The sequence below is a fragment of the Pseudomonas sp. FG98 genome (assembly GCF_057808595.1).
Map to the genome: position 1 here is coordinate 1 of NZ_JBMDIJ010000096.1, position 19,792 is coordinate 19,792.

General features: G+C 64.4%; 16 protein-coding genes. 4 read left to right on the plus strand and 12 right to left on the minus strand.

Annotated features, from left to right (window positions below; all coding sequences use genetic code 11):
• Positions 1–183: 183 nt before the first annotated feature.
• The 4 genes from ACODSK_RS28950 to ACODSK_RS28965 all read right to left on the minus strand — a co-directional run bounded on the left by ACODSK_RS28950 (position 184) and on the right by ACODSK_RS28965 (position 2,102).
• Positions 184–651, minus strand: coding sequence for a VUT family protein (locus tag ACODSK_RS28950; RefSeq protein WP_489021050.1), 468 nt, complete (start codon positions 649–651; stop codon positions 184–186).
• Positions 652–719: 68 nt separating this feature from the next.
• Positions 720–935 carry a DUF1289 domain-containing protein gene (locus tag ACODSK_RS28955; protein ID WP_489021051.1) on the minus strand — a complete coding sequence of 72 codons (216 nt, stop codon included), beginning with the start codon at positions 933–935 and terminating at the stop codon, positions 720–722.
• Positions 935–1,459, minus strand: a complete 525-nt coding sequence (locus ACODSK_RS28960) for a gamma carbonic anhydrase family protein (protein WP_489021053.1) — start codon at positions 1,457–1,459, stop codon at positions 935–937. The genes ACODSK_RS28955 and ACODSK_RS28960 overlap by 1 nt, the downstream gene beginning before the upstream one ends.
• 43 nt (positions 1,460–1,502) lie before the next feature.
• The gene (locus ACODSK_RS28965) at positions 1,503–2,102 is read right to left on the minus strand and encodes a CoA pyrophosphatase (RefSeq protein WP_489021055.1); all 600 of its coding nucleotides are present in this window, start codon (positions 2,100–2,102) and stop codon (positions 1,503–1,505) included.
• 131 nt (positions 2,103–2,233) lie between these two features.
• Between ACODSK_RS28965 and ACODSK_RS28970 the strand changes: the two genes are divergently transcribed.
• Together ACODSK_RS28970 and ACODSK_RS28975 are read left to right on the plus strand one after the other, a co-directional pair.
• Complete coding sequence (locus tag ACODSK_RS28970) at positions 2,234–2,794, plus strand: NUDIX hydrolase (RefSeq protein ID WP_489021057.1); 561 nt, start codon at positions 2,234–2,236, stop codon at positions 2,792–2,794.
• A 26-nt stretch (positions 2,795–2,820) separates the two neighbouring features.
• Positions 2,821–3,381: a L,D-transpeptidase family protein gene (locus tag ACODSK_RS28975; RefSeq protein WP_489021059.1), complete on the plus strand. Its 561-nt coding sequence runs from the start codon at positions 2,821–2,823 to the stop codon at positions 3,379–3,381.
• Between the two features lie 139 nt (positions 3,382–3,520).
• On the opposite strand, the gene ACODSK_RS28980 is transcribed toward ACODSK_RS28975, so the two are convergent.
• Complete coding sequence (locus ACODSK_RS28980) at positions 3,521–3,832, minus strand: NGG1p interacting factor NIF3 (RefSeq protein WP_489021061.1); 312 nt, start codon at positions 3,830–3,832, stop codon at positions 3,521–3,523.
• Between the two features lie 2 nt (positions 3,833–3,834).
• Positions 3,835–7,734, minus strand: coding sequence for a phosphoribosylformylglycinamidine synthase (gene purL / locus ACODSK_RS28985; RefSeq protein ID WP_489021063.1), 3,900 nt, complete (start codon positions 7,732–7,734; stop codon positions 3,835–3,837).
• Positions 7,735–7,981: 247 nt separating this feature from the next.
• Here purL and mltF point away from each other — a divergent pair, with 247 nt between their 5' ends.
• Entirely contained in the window at positions 7,982–9,439 is a 1,458-nt protein-coding gene (gene mltF / locus ACODSK_RS28990; protein WP_489021065.1) for a membrane-bound lytic murein transglycosylase MltF, read from the plus strand.
• Here mltF and tadA read toward each other — a convergent pair.
• From tadA to ACODSK_RS29020, 6 genes are all read right to left on the minus strand, one after another.
• Positions 9,436–9,915 (minus strand): tRNA adenosine(34) deaminase TadA, encoded by a 480-nt coding sequence (tadA, locus tag ACODSK_RS28995; RefSeq protein WP_489021067.1) that lies wholly within the window; start codon positions 9,913–9,915, stop codon positions 9,436–9,438. The two genes, mltF and tadA, sit on opposite strands and share 4 nt — an antisense overlap.
• Positions 9,915–11,297, minus strand: a complete 1,383-nt coding sequence (locus ACODSK_RS29000; RefSeq protein ID WP_489021069.1) for a multicopper oxidase family protein — start codon at positions 11,295–11,297, stop codon at positions 9,915–9,917. The genes tadA and ACODSK_RS29000 overlap by 1 nt, the downstream gene beginning before the upstream one ends.
• A 238-nt stretch (positions 11,298–11,535) precedes the next feature.
• Complete coding sequence (locus tag ACODSK_RS29005) at positions 11,536–12,420, minus strand: alpha/beta hydrolase (RefSeq protein WP_489021071.1); 885 nt, start codon at positions 12,418–12,420, stop codon at positions 11,536–11,538.
• A 69-nt stretch (positions 12,421–12,489) separates the two neighbouring features.
• Entirely contained in the window at positions 12,490–14,718 is a 2,229-nt protein-coding gene (locus ACODSK_RS29010; protein WP_489021073.1) for a TonB-dependent siderophore receptor, read from the minus strand.
• Between the two features lie 74 nt (positions 14,719–14,792).
• A complete protein-coding gene (locus ACODSK_RS29015) occupies positions 14,793–16,139 on the minus strand; it encodes a HAMP domain-containing sensor histidine kinase (RefSeq protein ID WP_489021075.1) in 1,347 nt (448 codons plus the stop codon).
• Positions 16,139–16,834, minus strand: coding sequence for a response regulator transcription factor (locus tag ACODSK_RS29020; RefSeq protein ID WP_489021077.1), 696 nt, complete (start codon positions 16,832–16,834; stop codon positions 16,139–16,141). The genes ACODSK_RS29015 and ACODSK_RS29020 overlap by 1 nt, the downstream gene beginning before the upstream one ends.
• Before the next feature lie 601 nt (positions 16,835–17,435).
• Here ACODSK_RS29020 and ACODSK_RS29025 point away from each other — a divergent pair.
• A partial coding sequence (locus ACODSK_RS29025; RefSeq protein ID WP_489021079.1) for a PAAR domain-containing protein occupies positions 17,436–19,792 on the plus strand: 2,357 nt, incomplete at its 3' end.

Genomic DNA, 19,792 nt, shown 5'->3' on the forward strand with positions numbered 1-19,792 from the left:
CGACGCCATCGCGGCGGTCCGGCGTTCCGGTAAACCCGCTCCCACAGGGTCCGCGAAATCAATAAGTTATGCGGTGTTCTATGAGAGCTGGCTTGCCAGCGATTTGGCCAGCCCGGACAACACCTTTGCCCATGTCGGCCTCATCGCTGGCAAGCCATCTCCCACAGGGTTCGGCGCGAGGCTTCAGTTGACGATGGCATTTTTCCGAACGCGCCAGGCCATGGCCAGCCAAACTGCAGTGACCCCGGCGAACTTGGAGGCCAGCGCAGTACCGACCACCGCCGGCGTCAGCGCGCCGATCATGCCGAAGAAGATGAAGGTATCGATGGGGATGCTCAGCGCCGAACTGATCCACAGACGGTCATGCAGCGGGCGCTTGGTGATGCTGAACACCAGCCAGTCGATCAGCTCGGACACGGCGAAGGCAGTGGCGCTGGCCAGGGCGATGGCCGGCTCCGAGGTGATGTAGGACAACACCAGCGCCGCCAGCATGGCGACCAGCGCGCCATGCCCGTAGCGGGTCTGGACCATGTCGCGCAGGACGAACACCAGCCCGCCCCAGGCGGACCAGATGACATCCAGGTGCGGCGCACTGGAGAAGGCGTAGTTGATCAGCACCACGCTGCTGATGTAGGCGATGAGAAAGAACATTTGGATGGTGACCGGTGGACAAGGCGCACAGGGTACTTGAGAGCCCCTGCGCGGCCAAGTCCCGGGATTCAGCTGACCTTGGCGGTATGGCCGAAGATCAGCCCGGCAGCGAGGGCGCGCTCGTGGCAGAGAGCGAGCACCTGGCGCCGCTCGGCGTTGTCCATGCGCCCCCAGCGGGTGATTTCCATGGCGGTGCGCTGGCAGCCGGTGCAGATATCGTGGTCATCCAGCGCGCAGATGCTGACGCAGGGCGAAGCCACGGGCTTTTCAACGGAATCGCTCATCAATCCTCCTGCGGCACCAGGTCACGGGCATAGCGCTGGGCGTTGTGCACGTAGTGGGCAGCGCTGGCTTCCAGCATCTTTTTCTGCGCGTCGGTGAGCTCGCGCACGACCTTGCCTGGCGAGCCCATCACCAGCGAACCGTCGGGGATTTCCTTGCCTTCAGGGATCAGCGCATTGGCACCGATGATGCAGTGCTTGCCGATCTTCGCGCCGTTGAGGATCACCGCGTTGATGCCGATCAGGCTGAAATCGTCCACCGAGCAGCCATGCAGCATGGCGTTGTGGCCGATGGTCACGCCCTTGCCGATGTTCAACGGCGAGCCCATGTCGGTGTGCATCACCGTGCCGTCCTGGACGTTGCTGTTCTCGCCGATATCGATCAGTTCGTTGTCGCCACGCAGCACGGCGTTGAACCACACACTGGCCCCCGCCTGCAGGCGCACCCTGCCGATGAGCGTGGCATTGGGCGCCACCCAGCTTTGCGGGTGGGTTTCGACCCGCAGGTCGCCCAGACGGTATTTCATGCGTGGATCCTCACGGTGGATGCGCGGCGGGTGGTCCCGCTCGTCAGATTGGGGTGAAGCGTTCGGGCGGCTGGTGCAGGCTGATCCGCGCGTCGTAGAGCAGATTGACCAGCTCGACGATCATGATCGCCGACAGCCCCCAGATCTTGTATTCACCGTAGCGGTAGCTGGGCACGTACCAACTGCGGCCCTGGTAATCGATGCGGTGGGTGTGGTCGCGCGGGTCCTGGCGGAAGAACTCCAGCGGTACGCTGAACACTGCGGCGATCTCGGCGTCGTTGGGCTGGTATTCGACGTAATCGGGGATCAGCCCGACATAGGGCGTGACCTTCAGGCCATGCAGGGACACCAGCGGGCTCAGCGGGCCGATGACTTCCACCAGGCCGGGAGGCAGGCCGATTTCCTCTTCCGCCTCGCGCAGCGCGGTGAACACCAGGTCCGGGTCCTCGGGGTCGCGTCGACCGCCGGGAAAGGCCACCTCGCCGCCGTGGGTCGACAGCCCCTTGGCGCGCAGGGTGAGTACCAGCTCCGGCTCTTCGCTGCGGGTGATGGGCAACAGCACCGCGGCCTCGGGAAAACGTCGATCGGTTTCCAAAGTGCCCGGGGTGTGACTGCTCACACGGCGAAGTAGCTCGTCCAGCATGGTCTCTCTCGTTCCTGAAACGTTCTGCATCATGCACCAAAGCCGCGTCGCGCCCAAGTCCCGCTGACGATCGCACTTGCCGGGCGCGGCAGCGGAGCGCGAAGATAGCCGCAACTCACAGGAAGATAAGCATGAAATACTGCAGTGCGTGCGGCAAGCCGGTCACCCAGCGCATTCCCGATGGCGATTCGCGCCTGCGCTACGTATGCGATCACTGCCAGACCATCCATTACCAGAACCCCAATATCGTTGCCGGCGTGCTGCCCAGCCATGGCAGCCAGGTGTTGCTGTGCCGCCGGGCGATCGAGCCGCGCAAGGGTTACTGGACCCTGCCCGCCGGTTTCATGGAGAACGGCGAGACCATGGAGCAGGCAGCGCGCCGGGAAACCGTCGAGGAAGCCTGCGCCCGTCTGGGCGAGCTGAGCCTGTATCACCTCTACGATCTGCCGCATATCAATCAGGTCCATGTGTTCTTTCGCGGCGAACTGGCCGACCTGGATTTCGACGTCGGCGTCGAAAGCCTGGAAGTGCGCCTGTTCGAGGAACATGAGATCCCGTGGGACGAGCTGGCTTTCCGCACCGTGCACGTCACACTAGAATGCTACTATCGGGACCGCGAAAAGCAGCACTACCCGGTGCGCAACGACAGCCTGCCGCCCTCTTTCGCCCCGCCACCTACACTCGATTCATGAAACCGCTTTTCCGGGGATACCGTTCAATGCGCTGGTTGCTTGCCCTTTTTTGCCTGAGTGTTGCTTCGCTGTCCCAGGCGGCCTACACCGAAACCATCATCCGCAAGCCGGTTGCCAAGGAGTCCGCGCCCCTCGCCTCCCCCGCCGAAGTCCGTCCCGCGAACCGCATCGACAAGGTACTGGTGATCAAGTCGCAGCGCCGCCTGGAGCTGATCAGCAACGGCGAGCCGCTGAAGACCTATCGCATTTCCCTCGGCAAGAAGCCTGTAGGCGCCAAGGAGCGCGAAGGCGACAAGCGCACCCCGGAAGGCTTCTACTGGCTGGACTGGCGTAAGGTCTCGGACCGCTACAACCTGGCGATCCATGTGTCCTACCCGAATGTCAGCGACTCGGCCCGGGCGCGACGCGACGGGGTTCCGCCAGGTGGCATGATCATGATCCACGGCACGCCGCTGGGTGGTGAGTATCCGGAAGAGGTGTTCCATACCCTGGACTGGACCGAGGGCTGCATCGCCATGCGCAACACCGACATGCGCGAAGTCTGGAACCTGGTGCAGGACGGCACCATGATCGAGATTCGGCCATAAGGCTGGAATACCTCCTTACAGACCTTACAAAACACTGTGGGAGCTGGCTTGCCAGCGATGAGGCCGACAATGACAACAGTGTTGTCAGGTCAGGCCCTATCGCTGGCAAGCCAGCTCCCACAGGGTCGGCATACAGCTTTTAGATATCAGCGAGCTTCCAGGCTTCATAAGCCGGGGTTTCATACGGATGACTCTGCTTCAGCGCCGCAACGACCTGATGAATCAGCTCGTCCGCCACCACCAGTTCCACCCGCCACTCCTCCACCGACTCGATGACCCCGGCCTGCCCGATGAACGGCGTTGCGCCGTCCAGCGGGCGGAACTGGCCCTGGCCCAGCACCTGCCAGGCACAGCAGTCGTAGTCGCCGATCCGCCCGCCACCCGCGGCGAACACGGCCTGCTTGACCGTGTCGACGTGGCTTGGCGGGACGAAGAACGCGAGTTTGTACAAACTCAGTTCACCCAGACCCGCGCGTTGCGGAACATGCGCATCCAGCCGGCATCTTCGTTCCAGTCGTCAGGACGCCAGGACTGCTGCACGGCACGGAAGACCCGCTCAGGGTGCGGCATCATGATGGTGACGCGGCCGTCGCGGCTGGTCAGGCCGGTGATCCCGCGCGGCGAGCCGTTCGGGTTGGCCGGGTAGCGTTCGGTGACCTTGCCGTGGTTGTCGACGAAGCGCAGCGCCACGCAACCGGACAGGTCGGCCTGGAGCAGGGCTTCTTCGCTGGCGAACTCGGCATGGCCTTCGCCGTGGGCGATGGCGATCGGCATGCGCGAACCGGCCATGCCCTGCAGGAAGATCGAGTTGGACTCCTGGACCTGGACCATCGCCACCCGCGCCTCGAACTGCTCGGAGCGGTTGCGGACGAAGTGCGGCCAGTACTCGGTGCCAGGAATCAGCTCGTGCAGGTTGGACATCATCTGGCAACCGTTGCACACGCCGAGGGCGAAGCTGTCGGTACGCTCGAAGAAGCCCTGGAAGGCGTCGCGGGCACGGGCGTTGAACAGTGCCGACTTGGCCCAGCCTTCACCGGCACCGAGGACGTCACCGTAGGAGAAGCCACCGCAGGCCACCAGGCCCTTGAACTCGTTGAGGTCGACGCGGCCGGCCAGAATGTCGCTCATGTGCACGTCGATGGCATTGAAGCCGGCGCGGTCGAAGGCCGCAGCCATTTCCACCTGGCCGTTGACGCCCTGCTCGCGCAGTACGGCAACCTGTGGACGCACGCCTTTCTTGATGTACGGCGCGGCGATGTCCTGGTTGACGTCGAAGCCCAGCTTGACGCTCAGGCCCGGGTTGTCTTCTTCCAGCAGCAGGTCGAATTCCTGGTCGGCGCACTCGGCGTTGTCGCGCAGGCGCTGGATCTGGAAGCTGGTTTCAGCCCACTGGCGTTGCAGCAGGCGACGGTCGCCCTTGAACAGCTCCTCGCCCGCCAGCTTGATGACCACTTCGCCGTTGTTGATCGGCTGGCCGATCACCGCGACGCAGTCTTCGCCCAGGCCGGCAGCGCTGAACTGGGCCAGCACGTCCGGGGTAGCGTCCTGGCGCACCTGGATCACCGCACCCAGCTCTTCGTTGAAGAGGATGGCAGCGACTTTCTCGCGCTTGCTGGTCAGGGTGTCCAGCTCCAGGTCCAGGCCGCAGTGACCGGCGAAGGCCATTTCCAGCGCGGTGGTCAGCAGGCCGCCGTCGGAACGGTCGTGGTAGGCCAGCAGGTGGCCGTCGGCGTTGAGGCCCTGGATCACGGCGAAGAAGGCTTTCAGGTCTTCGGCGTCGTCGACATCCGGCGCCTGGGCACCCAGTTGACCGTGGGTCTGGGCCAGGATCGAGGCGCCCATGCGGTTCTTGCCGCGGCCCAGGTCGATCAGGATCAGGTCGGTTTCACCCTTGTCCATGCGCAGTTGCGGGGTCAGGGTCTTGCGTACGTCGAGCACCGGAGCGAAGCCGGTAACGATCAGCGACAGCGGCGAGGTCACGGTCTTCTCGGTGCCTTCGTCGCTCCAGCGGGTCTTCATGGACATCGAGTCCTTGCCCACCGGGATGGTCAGGCCCAGCTCGGGGCACAGTTCCATGCCCACGGCCTTGACGGTGTCGTACAGACGGGCGTCTTCACCCGGATGGCCGGCAGCGGACATCCAGTTGGCCGACAGCTTGATGTCGGAAAGTTTTTCGATGCGCGAGGCGGCCATGTTGGTCAGGGTCTCGCCGATCGCCATGCGTCCGGAGGCCGGGGCGTCCAGCAGGGCCAGCGGGGTGCGCTCGCCCATCGCCATGGATTCACCGGTGTAGACGTCGAAGCTGGTGGCGGTGACGGCCACGTCGGCCACCGGAACCTGCCATGGACCGACCATCTGGTCGCGGGCGACCAGGCCGGTGATGGTGCGGTCGCCGATGGTGATCAGGAAGCTCTTGCTGGCCACGGCCGGGTGACGCAGGACGCGCTCGATCGAGTCGGTCAGTTCCAGCGTGGACGGGTCGAAGTCATCGCCCTGCTCGGCTTCGCGGGTGACCGAACGGTGCATGCGCGGCGGCTTGCCCAGCAGCACTTCCAGCGGCATGTCCACCGGGGTGTTGTTGAAGTGGCTGTCGGTGACGGTCAGCTGTGCTTCTTCGGTGGCTTCGCCCACTACGGCGAACGGGCAGCGCTCGCGCTCGCAGATGGCCTGGAAGCGCTCGAAGTCGACTGCGCTGACGGCCAGCACGTAACGCTCCTGGGACTCGTTGCTCCAGATTTCGTGCGGGGCCATGCCCGGCTCGTCGTTGGGCACGTTGCGCAGTTCGAAGCGACCGCCACGGCCGCCGTCGTTGACCAGCTCGGGGAAGGCGTTGGAGATGCCACCGGCGCCGACGTCGTGGATGAAGGCGATCGGGTTCTTGTCGCCCAGCTGCCAGCAACGGTCGATGACCTCCTGGCAACGGCGTTCCATTTCCGGGTTTTCCCGTTGCACGGAAGCGAAGTCGAGGTCGGCGGAACTGGCGCCGGTCGCCATGGACGAGGCTGCGCCGCCGCCCAGGCCGATCAGCATGGCCGGGCCGCCGAGGACGATCAGCTTGGCGCCGACGGTGATTTCACCCTTCTGCACGTGCTCTTCGCGGATGTTGCCCATGCCGCCGGCGAGCATGATCGGCTTGTGGTAGCCGCGCACTTCGTCGCCGTGAGGGGTGCTGATGGACTGCTCGAAGGTACGGAAGTAGCCGGTCAGGGCCGGACGACCGAATTCGTTGTTGAACGCGGCGCCGCCCAGCGGGCCTTCGATCATGATGTCCAGGGCGTCGACGATGCGCTCGGGCTTGCCGTACGGCTTCTCCCACGGCTGTTCGAAGCCCGGGATACGCAGGTTGGACACGGTGAAGCCGGTCAGGCCGGCTTTCGGCTTGGCGCCGCGGCCGGTGGCGCCTTCGTCGCGGATCTCGCCGCCGGAGCCGGTGGAAGCACCCGGGAACGGGGCAATGGCGGTCGGGTGGTTGTGGGTCTCGACCTTCATCAGGATGTGCACCGGCTCCTGCACCGCGCCGTACTGGCGGGTCTCAGGGTTCGGGAAGAAGCGACCGGCCACCGAACCGACGATCACCGAGGCGTTGTCCTTGTAAGCGGACAGCACGCCTTCGCTGTGCATCTGGTAGGTGTTCTTGATCATGCCGAACAGGCTTTTTTCCTGGCTTTCGCCGTCAATATCCCAACTGGCGTTGAAGATCTTGTGACGGCAGTGCTCGGAGTTGGCCTGGGCGAACATCATCAGTTCGATGTCGTGCGGGTTGCGCTTGAGGCCCTGGAAGGCATTGACCAGGTAGTCGATCTCGTCTTCGGCGAGGGCCAGGCCCAACTCGACGTTGGCCTTTTCCAGTGCGGCGCGGCCGCCACCGAGGATGTCCACGGCGGTCAGCGGCTTGGGCTCGGCGTGGCTGAACAGGCCGGCGGCCTCTTCCAGCTTGCCCAGCACGACCTGGGTCATGCGGTCGTGCAGCAGCTCGGCGACGCTGGCGGCGTCGGCATCGCTCAGTTCACCGGCGACGTAGTAGGCGATGCCGCGCTCCAGGCGACGAACGACTTCCAGGCCGCAGTTGTGGGCGATGTCGCTGGCCTTGCTCGACCAGGGCGAGATGGTGCCGAAACGCGGCATGACCAGGAACAGGCGACCGGCAGGCTCCTGCACCGGGACGCTCGGGCCGTACTTGAGCAGGCGCGCGAGCACTTGCTGTTGGTCGGCGGTCAGATCGCCATCAACTTCGGCGAAATGAGCGAATTCAGCGTACAAACCACTAACAGCGGGGACTTTCTGGCTCAGTTGCTCGAGTAATTTACCGTGGCGAAAGGCAGAAAGGGCAGGAGCGCCGCGCAGGATCAACATCGTCGGGACAGCCTCAGGAAGGGGGTGTGCTTAGAGGCCGTGCATTCTAGCCTAAACCGTTGCGTCAGGCACCCGAAACGCTGCATTGGCGGCCATCCGCGTGTCGGCGAGTGGATTCCAGACGTGTCGGAGCATTCCTGCAAAGGCAAAAGTGCGGTGAAAAGTCGCAAGCACACTGCGGCGATAGCAGACAAGCTAGCGGTTGTCGAGATATGGCGCGGCAGGCCCTTTGCGTATACTGCACCTTATGTCTGCCCACTCTGTTCTGCGCCAGCGGTGCGCCCAATGGCTCATCGCACTAGGACTCTTCCTGATGCTCGGTGCCTGCGTTGAAAAACCCAGCACCCTCGAACGCATCAAGGAGGACGGTGTATTGCGGGTGATAACGCGCAACAGCCCGGCCACCTACTTCCAGGACCGCAACGGCGAAACCGGCTTCGAATACGAGCTGGTCAAGCGTTTCGCCGAGGACCTGGGCGTCGAATTGCAGATCGAGACGGCCGACAACCTCGACGACCTGTTCAGCCAGCTCGGCCAGCCCAACGGCCCGGTACTGGCCGCCGCCGGCCTGGTCAGCAGCGAGCAGCGCAAAGGCCAGGCGCGCTTCTCCCATCCGTACCTCGAAGTCACCCCGCAGATCATCTACCGCAACGGCAAGACCCGGCCGACCAATGCCGCCGCCCTGGTCGGCAAGCGCATCCTGGTGCTCAAGGGCAGCAGCCACGCCGAACAGCTGGCCGAGCTGAAAAAGCAGTACCCCGGCCTGGAATACGAAGAATCCGACCAGGTTGAAGTGGTCGACCTGCTGCGCATGGTCGACGAAGGCCAGATCGACCTGACCCTGGTGGACTCCAACGAACTGGCGATGAACCAGGTGTACTTCCCCAACGTCCGCGTCGCCTTCGACCTGGGCGACGCCCGCGACCAGCGCTGGGCCGTGGCCGCCGGCGAAGACACCAGCCTGCTCAACGAAATCAATGCCTTCCTCGACAAGGTCGAGAAGAACGGCACCCTGCAACGCCTGAAGGACCGCTACTACGGCCATGTCGACGTGCTCGGCTACGTCGGCGCCTACACCTTCGCCCAGCACCTGCAGGAACGCCTGCCGCGCTTCGAGAAGCACTTCCGCACCTACGCCAAGCAGGAACAGGTCGACTGGCGCCTGCTCGCCGCCATCGGCTACCAGGAATCGATGTGGCAGCCCGAGGTCACCTCGAAGACCGGCGTGCGCGGCCTGATGATGCTGACCCAGCGCACCGCCCAGGCCATGGGCGTGTCCAACCGCCTCGACCCGGTGCAGAGCATCCGCGGCGGAGCCAAGTACTTCATGCATGTGAAGGAACAGCTGGACGACTCGATCAAGGAGCCGGACCGCACCTGGTTCGCCCTCGCCGCCTACAACGTCGGCGGCGGCCACCTGGACGACGCGCGCAAGCTGGCCGAGCGCGAGGGCCTGAACCCGAACAAGTGGCTGGACGTGAAGAAGATGCTGCCGCGCCTGTCGCAGAAGAAGTGGTACAGCAAGACCAAGTACGGCTATGCCCGCGGCGGCGAGCCGGTGCACTTCGTCGCCAACATCCGCCGCTACTACGACATCCTCACCTGGGTGACCCAGCCGCAGCTGGAAGGCCAGGTCGCCGAAGGCAACCTGCATGTGCCTGGCGTCAACAAGGACAAGCCGGCGGAGCAGAGCCCGCAGCTTTAGTTTTTAGCCCGACGCGCCTTGAAGAACTCGCTCAGGATCGCCCCGCACTCCTCCGCCAGCACCCCGCCCTCGTAGATCACCCGATGGTTGAGAAAGCCCTGGGTGAAGAACTGCCCCTGGCTCTGCACGATCCCCGCCTTCGGCTCCAGTGCGCCGTACACCACCCGATTGACCCGCGAATGGACGATCAGCCCGGCGCACATGCTGCACGGCTCCAGGGTCACGTAGAGGGTGCTGCCCGGCAGCCGGTAGTTGCTCGCCGCCTTGGCCGCCGCACGAATGGCGACCATTTCCGCATGGGCGCTGGGATCGCTGTCGATGATCGGCCGGTTGAAGCCCTGGCCCAGCACCTGGCCGTGCTGCACCAGCACCGCACCCACCGGTACCTCGCCCAGCGCCGCCCCCTGGGCAGCCAGTTCGAGGGCCAGACGCATGAATTCCTGATCGCGGCTGCGATCGATGATCTGCGGACGCATCAGACCACCGCGATCGCGGCCATCAGGCCGGTTTCCATATGGTCGATGACGTGGCAGTGGAACATCCAGGTGCCCGGGTTATCCGCCACCAGCGCCACCTGGGCGCGCTCGTTCTTGCCCAGCAGGTAGGTGTCGGTGAACCACGGCTCGACGATCTGGCGGCGATTGGAGGCGATCACCTTGAAGCTCATGCCATGCAGATGGATCGGGTGCTGGTACTGAGTCATGTTCTTCAGCTCGAAGATGTAGCTCTTGCCCTTTTGCAGCGTGGCGATCGGCCGGTCGGCGCAGGTCTTGTCGGTGATGTCCCAGGCCTTGCCGTTGATCTGCCACAGGCTCGGCGGGCGGCCGTTCTCGGTTTCCACCGAGACCTTGCCGACCCATTCGAAATTGAAGTTGAGCTTCTCGGCATTCTCCAGGTCCGGCTCGGCGACCGGGTTGGCCGGCAGTGCTGGCGGCCAGTCGCCGGGCTTGTCGCTGCTGGCCAAGGAACGGAAGGTGCCGAGGCGGACGAAGCCGTCGCGCAGGGAGATTTCCTCGCCGGCCTCCGGGATGCGCATGGCCAGGCAAATGCGCATGCCCGGGCCGAGCCAGTAGTCGTCTTCCAGCGGGCGCGGGGTGATCGGGTTGCCGTCGAGGGCATAGATCATCGCCTCGCAGTTGCCCTTGAGGTTGAGGCGGTAGGTCCAGGTGTTGTCGAGGTTGAGCAGGCGTACCCGCACCACCTGACCGGCCGGCAGTTCAGTGACCGAATTGGCCTGGCCATTGATGGTGATCAGGCGCCCGGCGGTGCCGTTGCGCGCCGCCTCGCGGGGAATGCTGAAGGGCAGGAAGGCGCCCTGCTCGTCCACATGCCAGGTCTTCAGGCTCAGGGTGCGTTCGTGGAGGAAACCGGTGGGCTCGCGCTCCTCGACGATCAGCGGGCCGACCAGGCCGCGGCCGAGCTCTTCGCTGCTGCTGACGTGGGGGTGATACCAGTAGCTGCCGGCGTCCGGGACGCGGAACTTGTAGTCGAAGTACTCGCCCGGCTTGACCGGCAGTTGCGAGACGTAAGGCACGCCGTCCATTTCCAGCGGAAGGCGGATGCCGTGCCAATGGATGGTGGTTTCCACCGGCAGGTGGTTGATGAAGCGCACCCGCAGCCAGGTGCCCTGGCGTACCCGCAGTTCGGTACCCGGCGCCGAAGGGCCAAAGGCCCAGGCCTCGGTCTTGAAGCCGGGAACCAGTTCCACGTCCAGCGGCGCGGCGATCAACTCGTAATCGTGCCCGGCGTTCTCGTCCTCGACCTTGCCCAGCCAGTAACGGGCCGCACCACCGGCACCAAGCCCAACCACCACCAGGCCGGTGAGGCCCTTGAGCATTTGTCGACGGGTAAAGGACATCGGGACAGGCACCTCATCTTCGCGAAAACAGCAACTGGCCATCAGGGGCCAGTGTGAAGGGCGAATACCATACACCCGCATTTGTGAAAGATTAAGTGAAGACTTGTCGCAGGAGTCTTTGTCGCTGCTGATGGCCTCATCGCCGGCAACGCCGGCTCCCACAAGGATCGTGTACACCTCAGAACCCTGTGGGAGCTGGCGTTGCCAGCGATGAGGCCATCGGCAACACAGCACATCTTCAGCGAGACATCCCCTCGATCACCCGATGCAGCGAAGCCGGCAACATCGGCCCATGGTTCAGCCCTTCGAAACGCTGGTAGCTGACCTGCACTCCGGGAATCTTCTGCAAGTCGGCCACCAAGGCCCGCGCCGGCGCCTCCACATCACCAACGCTCGGTCCGCGCGGCTGGGACGGTTCGGCCGTGCCGCGCATCAGCAACAGCCGCGGCCGGCTATCAGCCAAGCGCGCCGGCAAACCCTGCGCTTCCTTCACGATTGCCCCGTCCCGCCACCATAACGACGGACTCGCCGCCGCGTAATCGCTAAACGCCCCCGGTCGGGTAAACAGCGCATGCAACACCGCCAGCCCGCCATAGGAATGCCCCCACAGCGTCTGCCGCCCGGCATCGATGGGCGCCACCCCGGCCACCATCGGCCGCATGCGCCCGATCAGCAGGTCGAGAAAGGCATCCACACCGCCACTGGCCTGCCCGGTCAGCGGATCGACCTGCTGCTCCAGCCCCGGCACCGCCGGTGTGTAGTCGTAGGTCCGTGCATTGCGCTCGATACGCTGGTCGGTCTGGTACCCCACCGCCACCAGCAGCGGCGCCTGGCCGGCAGCGAGACGCTTGAGCTCGGCCGGCTCCAACGCGCCCAGGGCGGCATTGCCGTCAAGCATCCACAGCACCGGGTAGCCCGCCGCCGGTGCCGGGCGATCCGGCTTGCCAATCCACAACTGGTAATGCCGCTGACCGTCGACGGAATCGAGGGCGAGCGTGGTGAAACGGTAGCCGGAGCCCTGCTGGTACAACACCGCAGCCTCCATCTTCTGCTGCGGCTCCGGTTGCGCCAGGGCAACACCGCCGACCAGCATCAGGCCAAGAAAGAACGGGGTGAACTTCATCAGGCGATTCTCGTTATGGCGCACGCAAAAAACCGCCGCTTCGTTGTGGAAGCGGCGGCCGAGAGGTGCTTAGAAGGACGCAGTCAGGCTGGTGTAGAAGGTCCGGCCCGGCTCGTTGTAGGTCGCCGCACCCGCGCCATCGATGTTGGTCACGCCCTGGGCGTTGCCCTCGCGGAACAGGCGCTTGTCGAACAGGTTGTCGACGCCGGTGGTCAGGCTCAGGTTCTTGGTGAAGGCGTAGGTGCCGCTCAGGCCGACCAGCGCATAGGGCGACAGCTGGTTGTTGCTGTTACCGGTGACCCGATCGCCGTGGTAGTCATACTTCTTCGGCGTCTGCTTGCCGTACCAGGCGACGCTGGCCTGCAGCGACAGGTCCTCGGTGGCCTGCCAGTCGAGCATCGAGTTGAGGGTGTACTTCGGCGTCACCGACAGGGTCTCGCCGGTTTCCTTGTTCTTCGATTGCAGCATGTAGGTGAAGTTGTTGCTCCACTTCAGCTGCTCGCTCAGCGGGATGGTCAGGGTGCCTTCCAGGCCCTCGACCAGCGCCTTCGGCACGTTGTCCCATTGGAAGATCGACGAGTTGGTGTAGCTACCGGTACCGCCGGTGGCGTTGCCCAGCGAGCTCATGCCCGACTCGATCTTGTTCTTGTAGTCGTTGCGGAAGTAGGTCAGGCCTGCGACCCAGCCGTCCTTCTGGAACTCGATGCCCAGTTCCTTGTTGACGCTGGTTTCCGCTTCGAGCTTGTCGTTGCCTTGCAGGTAGCAGCTGGTGCTCTGGCCGTAGCAACCCTGGCCACGGCTGTAGAGCAGGTAGTTCGGGTTCAGCTGGTACAGGTTCGGCGCCTTGTAGGCCCGGGCGATACCGGCTTTCAGGGTAATGGTGTCGGTCAGCGCGTGGGACAGGTTGAGCGACGGGCTCCAGTTGTCACCGACAATGCTGTGGTGATCGAAGCGCAGCGCCGGGGTAAGCATGGTGCCGGGCAGCAGCTCGATGTTGTCCTCGGCGAACAGCGAGAAGATCTGCGCCTGGGCAGTGGTATCGCGGTTGGCGCTGGTCAGGCCGCTGACCGCGCCACCCTCGGTAGTGGTCTGGGTGTTGGCGCTCGGGTCGTCGAGTTTCTGCTGGCTCCACTCGGCGCCCAGGGTCAGGGTCTGGTCGCGCAGGGCGTGCAGCGGCAGGTTGACTTCGCCGTGGGCGGTCAGGTCACGCAGGGTCGAGGTGTAGAAGTCGGTGTTGCTGAAGATGCCCTCGGTGCCACCGGCCAGGCCTTCGTTGATCCGCTGGTTGCGGGTCTTTTCGTATTGCAGGTAGGCCATGGTGCTGCCGAAGTCCCAATCGCCGCGGTGGGTCAGGGCATAGTTCTCGCGGTAGAGGATGTTGGTCTCGTGACCGAGCATGCTCTTCACGTTGGCATTGGAGTTGGTGTTCTGGGTGTCGCCGGAATAGATGTTGCCCTGGCGGCTGAAGCCTGCTTCCAGTTCCAGGGTCTGCTCCGGGGTCAGGTGCCAGCTCAACTGGCCGTTGACGTCCTTGTTGCGCACACCTTCGCGGCCCGCCGGCAAGGTGCCGGCCTGGTTGCCGGTGCGGGTCGACTCATGTCCGGAGTTGATGTCCCAGTCGTCGGAGTCGGTCTTGGCCACGTTGCCGTACACCCGGTAGCTCAGGGTGTCGGTCAGCGGGCCGTTGAGGCCGAAGGTCATGCGCTTGCTGGCGCCTTCGTCGCTGTGGGTCGGGAAGTTCTGGTAGACGGTGACGTTGCCGTGGGTTTCCTTGCCCGGCTGCTTGGTGATGATGTTGACCACCCCGCCCATGGCGCCGGAACCATAGCGCGCTGCCGCCGGGCCACGGATGACCTCGATGCGCTCGACCTGGTCGGCCGGCACCCAGTTGGTGTCGCCACGGGAGTCACGCTCGCCGCGCCAGCCGTAGCGCACGGAGCTGCGGCTGCTGACCGGCTTGCCGTCGACCAGGATCAGGGTGTTCTCCGGGCCCATGCCGCGGATATCGATCTGCCGGTTGTTGCCGCGCTGGCCGCTGGTGGAGTTGCCGGTCAGGTTGACCCCCGGCATGGTGCGGATGATCTGCGACAGGTCGGTGGCCGGCGGACGCTTCTTGATGTCCTCGGCGGTGATCACCGAAACGCCCGGTGCCTGCTTGGTCTCTTCCAGCGCGGTGGCCACCACGTTCTGTGGCGCGAGCTCGATGTCCGGGCCCTCGCTGGCCGCATGCACGGCGGTGGACAGCAGGCAACTGGACAACAGCAGGAAGGGAATGCGGGGGACGGAACGGGGCGACATCATCGATCTCCGGGACGGACGCTGAATGCGAGAGATCACGAATGATAATGACTGCTAATTGAGAGTAAAGCTCATTAACTTTCTAAACATTCCGTCCCGACGGGCAGGCGCAGATGCAGGATCAGCCCCGGGTTGGCGTTGGACGCCCACAGCGCGCCGCCCTGCAATTCGATGGCGCGACGGGCGATGGCCAGCCCCAGGCCGAAGCCCGCGCCGCTGCCGGCCAGTCGTTGATAGGGCTCGAAGATGCGTTGCAGGTCGGCCTCGGGCACGCCGGGGCCCTGGTCGCGCAACTGGAAGTGCCAGGCATCGCCCTCGCGCTGCCCGCTGAAACTCACCGTACCAGTGGGCGGCGAATGGCGGATCGCATTGCGCAGCAGGTTTTCCAGGGCCTGGGCGACGCTGTCGAGGTGCCCTTGGACCCAGCAATCGGCGCTCAGGTTGCAGGGCAGGCGTTCACGCTCCCAGCCGCTCTCGAAACAGGCGTCCTCGCACAAGGCCTCCCAAACCGAGAGCATCTGCACCGGCTCGCTGGGCAATTGCGGCTTCTCCGTGTCCATCCAGGCCAGGTCGAGGGTGTCTTCCAGCAGCCGCTGCATATCCCCCACTTCCCGACCCAGGCGCTCGCGCAACTGCTCCGGCGGCAGGCCGCTGTCGTGGGCGATGCGCAGGCGCGCCAGCGGCGTACGCAGTTCGTGGGACAGGGTGCGCAACAGCAGGCGCTGCTGCTCCAGGCTGCGACGCAGGCGCCCGGCCATATGCTCGAAGGCCTGGGCCAGTTCGCCGAGCTCGTCGCGACGCTCCTGCAACGGCAGCCCGGGACTGTTCAGGTCGTCAGCGCGCAGCGCATCGGCGCGGTCGCGCAGGCGATTGAGCGGCACCACCAGATGGCGGTACAGCGCCAGCCCGAGCAGCAAGGCCAGCAGCGCGGGCGCCACGCCATGGGTGACCACATGGGTCCAGGGGGTCAGGCCGGTGGGCAGCAGGCGCTCGGGGAGCTGGATCACCAGGCGGCCGTCCTCGGGATGCTCGGGAAACTCGATGCTGACGTAGGGCAGTTCGTCCTGCAGGCGCTTGCTCATCGGCCAGTCGAGCTTGCGCATGAAGGTCAGGTGGCTGGCGTCCTCGGCATTCAGTGGCGTAGTGCCAAGGCTTTGCAGCATCGGGCCGATCACGGCGACCCAGGTATCTTCCTGGCGGGCAAGTCGTTGCCGGTAAGCCTCGGCACCCTGTGCGCCACCCTCGCGCCAGGCCTGCTCCGCCTCGGCGGCGTAACGGGCCAGATACTCCTGGTCCGCGCCACTGAGGAAATAGGTGCTGCGCTCCACCGACAGGCCCCAGGTCCAGATCAGCCAGGTCAGCAGCAGGCAGAAACTGACCAGGATCAGCGCCAGCTTCCACAACAAGGGATGACGACGCATCAGATCGGCTCCGACTCCACCAGGATATAGCCCTGGCTGCGCACCGACTGGATCTGCAGGTGCGCGGCGCCGATGGCCGCCAGCTTGCGCCGCAGGTTGCACACGTGCACGTCGAGACCGCGATCGAGCCGGGTGTAGGCGCGGTGCAGCACGGTCTGGTAGAGGAAGGCCTTGCTCAGGGCCTCGCCGGGGTGGGCGCGCAAGGTCGCCAGCAGGCGGAACTCGGAGCCGGTCAGGCCGGCAGTGCGGCCCTGGTGCACCACATCCTGGCTGTCCTGATCGAGGGTAACCGCACTTTTCCCGGCGGGCTGCTCCAGCCGCCGCCGGTCCAGCGCCACCCGCCGCAGCAGCGCGTCGACCCGGGCATCCAGCTCGGCCAGGCTGAAGGGCTTGGGCAGGTAATCATCGGCACCGCGGGTAAAGCCGCTGATCCGGTCCTGCTCGGCACCGAGGGCGGACATCAGCATCACCGGCACGGCCTGGTCGCGGCGCAACTGGTCGAGCAGGGTCAGGCCGTCGATGCCGGGCAGCATGATATCCAGCAGGATCAGGTCGAAGCTGTCCTGCCCCAAGGCCTGCTGCGCCTCGCTGCCGTTCTCGCAGGCACGAACCTGAAAGCCACGCCGCAGGAAATGCTGCTGGAGATCCTGGCGCAGGTTGAGATCGTCTTCGGCAAGGAGAAGTCTGGGGGACACGGGGCGGCTCTGAAGGGGAAGTGATTGCAATTGCGAATCATCCCACTTCAGCGTCACCAGAAGCAATGGCCCTGGGTTTCGACATCCCCAATGTGCAATGGCTGAAACGGTGGAAGAAGATAACTAAGAACTTTCCCATATATATGTAGGAAATTTCTCCACCAAATACTGTGTCTTCGTTTGAAACGATCAACATGCATTTGGTTGATCATTGAAACTGAGAATTAACCTTTATCAATAAGACACATTTAGTCGCAACTAACAGTAAGCCTGTCTAGCTCCAACGTCTGCTGGTAAATGGCGGTTTTTCTTACAGGCGCTTGGCTGATTGCCAGCATTTACAGCGGCTTTCAGCCCCGTTTCCATATGCGAGATTTCCCTCTTGATACATGACGGTACAGCTTGCCGGACGTTTCGTCGTCCATGGCCGGCTACTGCATTGACCAATCTTTTCTCCAAGGAACTTTCATCTCATGGAACATGAGTTTCAGAATCGCGTGTTCTCGCTCGCGACAAGCTATGCGACACCAAATACCGTTCGCTTGAATACTTCATTAACTGCATCTGGCTCCCAAGCCGGCGAACAGGAGTAACCCCCCTCATGTTCGAAGCAGCCAGGTTCGGCGACGATATCTCGCACTCCAGTGCAATGGGCGGTTTTGTTCTGGGTGCGGTTCTGGGCATTGCACTGGTCGCCACCGTGGCCGTCGCCACCTTTACCTGCGGTCTCGGCGTGGCCTTGCTCGCTGGCCTGGCGGCGGGTGTCGGCGGCAGCCTGTTGACGGCGGCAGGAGAGGCGCTGGGCAGTCTGTTTTCAGCGCCCAGTGGCAAGATCCTCACTGGCTCGCCCAATACCTTCATCAACGGTCGCAAGGCCGCCCGGGTCGAGAAGAGCCTGGCCACCTGCCGCGAGCATCCCGGCCAGGTACTGATCGCCGAAGGTTCGACCAACGTCTTCATCAACGGTGTCCCGGCCGCGCGCAAGGGCGACAAGCTGACCTGCGGTTCGACCATCTCCAGTGGCTCCCGGAACGTGTTCATTGGTGGCGGTAGCCAGCGCTACCTGCCGGTGGAAGACGAGGTACCGCCATGGCTGCGCACCAGCGTCAACCTGCTGATGGCCATTGCCGGGGCGGCCGGCGGTTTTGCCTCCGTGATCAAGACCGGTGCCCAGGCAGGCTTAAGGGCCACGCTGCCGTGCGCGATGAAGTTCACCGCCGGATTCGTCGCCGGCGAAGTGGCTGCCCGCTACGTGATCGAACCGGTCGCACGCAAGGTCATCGGTGGCCTGGTCGGCAACCCCGTCGACCTGACCACGGGTCGCAAGCTGCTGACCGATGAAACCGACTTCAGCCTGCCGGGGCTGATGCCCATCGAATGGTCACGCTTCTACGCCAGCGACCTGCACTTCGACAGCGTGCTGGGTCCTGGCTGGATCCTGCCCTGGGAGCAAAGCCTGCGGCGTGAGGGTGCCCTCATCTATTTCACCGACAACCAGGGCCGCGAGGTGCCCTTCGTCACCCTGCAACCGGGCCAGCGCATCTACAACCCCCACGAACAGCTGTACCTGGTGTGCACCGAGGGCGGCCACTACATCCTGCAAACCCTCGACAACCTGTTCTTCTATTTCGGCGAAATCCCCGACAACAACACCGACGTACCCCTGCAACGCATCGAGAACGTGTATGGCCACTTCCTGCAGTTCACCCGCGACAAGGACGGACTGCTGACCGACATCAGCGCCACCGGTGGCACCCGAGTGCACTTGCACTACGAGCACCCGCTGGGCCGGCTCACCGAGGTGCGTCGGGTGGTCGACAACCGATCGGTGGAAGTGCTGGTCCAGTACCGCTACGACGCCAACGGGCAGCTCGCTGCGGTGATCAACCGCAATGGCGACAGCGTGCGCGGCTTCAGCTACGAGAACGGCCTGATGGTCAGCCAGAGCAACGCCCTCGGCCTGGGCTGTCACTACCGCTGGGAGACCCTCGACGGCCAGCCACGGGTGGTGGAGCACTGGACCAGCGATGGTGAGCATTTCCATTTCCGCTACGACCTGAAGGCTCGCACCAGTTGGGCCAGCGACGTGCTCGAACGGGTACTGGAAGTGCGCTACAACCTCGATCACCAGGTCATCGCCAGCCGTGACTACGGTGGCGAGTGCTACGCCGTCGAGCTGGACAGGTTCGGCAACATGCTCGGCCTGACCCTGCCGGGCAACCGCCAGCTGGCCTTCAAGTACGACGAATTCGGCCGCCTGCTCGAAGAAACCGACCCGCTGGGTCGCAGCACCCGCTACGACTATCACTACCTGAGCACCCGGGTGACCCAGGTCGACTACCCGGACGGCAGCACCTGGCGCGCGGTATACGACGACAAGGGCAACCTGATCACCGAGATCGACCCGCTGGGCCACAAGACCCAGTACTACCACGGCGATGACGGGCTGCCGCACACCATTACCGACGCCACTGGCAAGTCGCGGCTGCTGTGGCGCAACCGCCATGGTCAGGTCGAGCGCTATCAGGACTGCTCGGGCAAGGACACCCGCTACCGCTACAACGATCGCCAGCAACTGGTGGCCATCACCAACGCCCTTGACCAGACCACCACCCTCGAGCGCAAACCTGCCGGCGAGGTACTGCGCATCGACCACCCCGACGGCAGCAGCGAAAGCTTCACCTACAACAGCTTCGGCCAGGTCCTCAGCCACACCGACGGCAAGGGCCAGACTACCCGCCTGCTGCGCACCGCCCGCGGGCTTCCCGGCAGTCGCCAGGATGCCAGTGGCTATCGGGTTCGCTACGACTACGACAAGGCCTTGCGCCTGACCGCGCTGATCAACGAAAACAACGCGGCCTATCGCTTCGCTTACGACGCCTCGGACCGCCTGGTCGAAGAAGTGCGCATCGACCACCTGACCCGGCGCTTCCTCTATGACGACATCGGCCACCTCGC

Bases quoted from the DNA above. Each gene is read 5' to 3' on its own strand.
- purL (WP_489021063.1), bottom strand. From the start codon at position 7,734: ATGTTGATCCTGCGCGGCGCTCCTGCCCTTTCTGCCTTTCGCCACGGT.
- ACODSK_RS28950 (WP_489021050.1), bottom strand. From the start codon at position 651: ATGTTCTTTCTCATCGCCTACATCAGCAGCGTGGTGCTGATCAACTAC.
- ACODSK_RS29015 (WP_489021075.1), bottom strand. From the start codon at position 16,139: ATGCGTCGTCATCCCTTGTTGTGGAAGCTGGCGCTGATCCTGGTCAGT.
- tadA (WP_489021067.1), bottom strand. From the start codon at position 9,915: ATGCGTCCGCAGATCATCGATCGCAGCCGCGATCAGGAATTCATGCGT.
- ACODSK_RS28965 (WP_489021055.1), bottom strand. From the start codon at position 2,102: ATGCTGGACGAGCTACTTCGCCGTGTGAGCAGTCACACCCCGGGCACT.
- ACODSK_RS28970 (WP_489021057.1), top strand. From the start codon at position 2,234: ATGAAATACTGCAGTGCGTGCGGCAAGCCGGTCACCCAGCGCATTCCC.
- ACODSK_RS28960 (WP_489021053.1), bottom strand. From the start codon at position 1,459: ATGAAATACCGTCTGGGCGACCTGCGGGTCGAAACCCACCCGCAAAGC.
- ACODSK_RS29005 (WP_489021071.1), bottom strand. From the start codon at position 12,420: ATGAAGTTCACCCCGTTCTTTCTTGGCCTGATGCTGGTCGGCGGTGTT.
- mltF (WP_489021065.1), top strand. From the start codon at position 7,982: ATGTCTGCCCACTCTGTTCTGCGCCAGCGGTGCGCCCAATGGCTCATC.
- ACODSK_RS28975 (WP_489021059.1), top strand. From the start codon at position 2,821: ATGCGCTGGTTGCTTGCCCTTTTTTGCCTGAGTGTTGCTTCGCTGTCC.
- ACODSK_RS29010 (WP_489021073.1), bottom strand. From the start codon at position 14,718: ATGTCGCCCCGTTCCGTCCCCCGCATTCCCTTCCTGCTGTTGTCCAGT.
- ACODSK_RS29000 (WP_489021069.1), bottom strand. From the start codon at position 11,297: ATGTCCTTTACCCGTCGACAAATGCTCAAGGGCCTCACCGGCCTGGTG.
- ACODSK_RS28955 (WP_489021051.1), bottom strand. From the start codon at position 935: ATGAGCGATTCCGTTGAAAAGCCCGTGGCTTCGCCCTGCGTCAGCATC.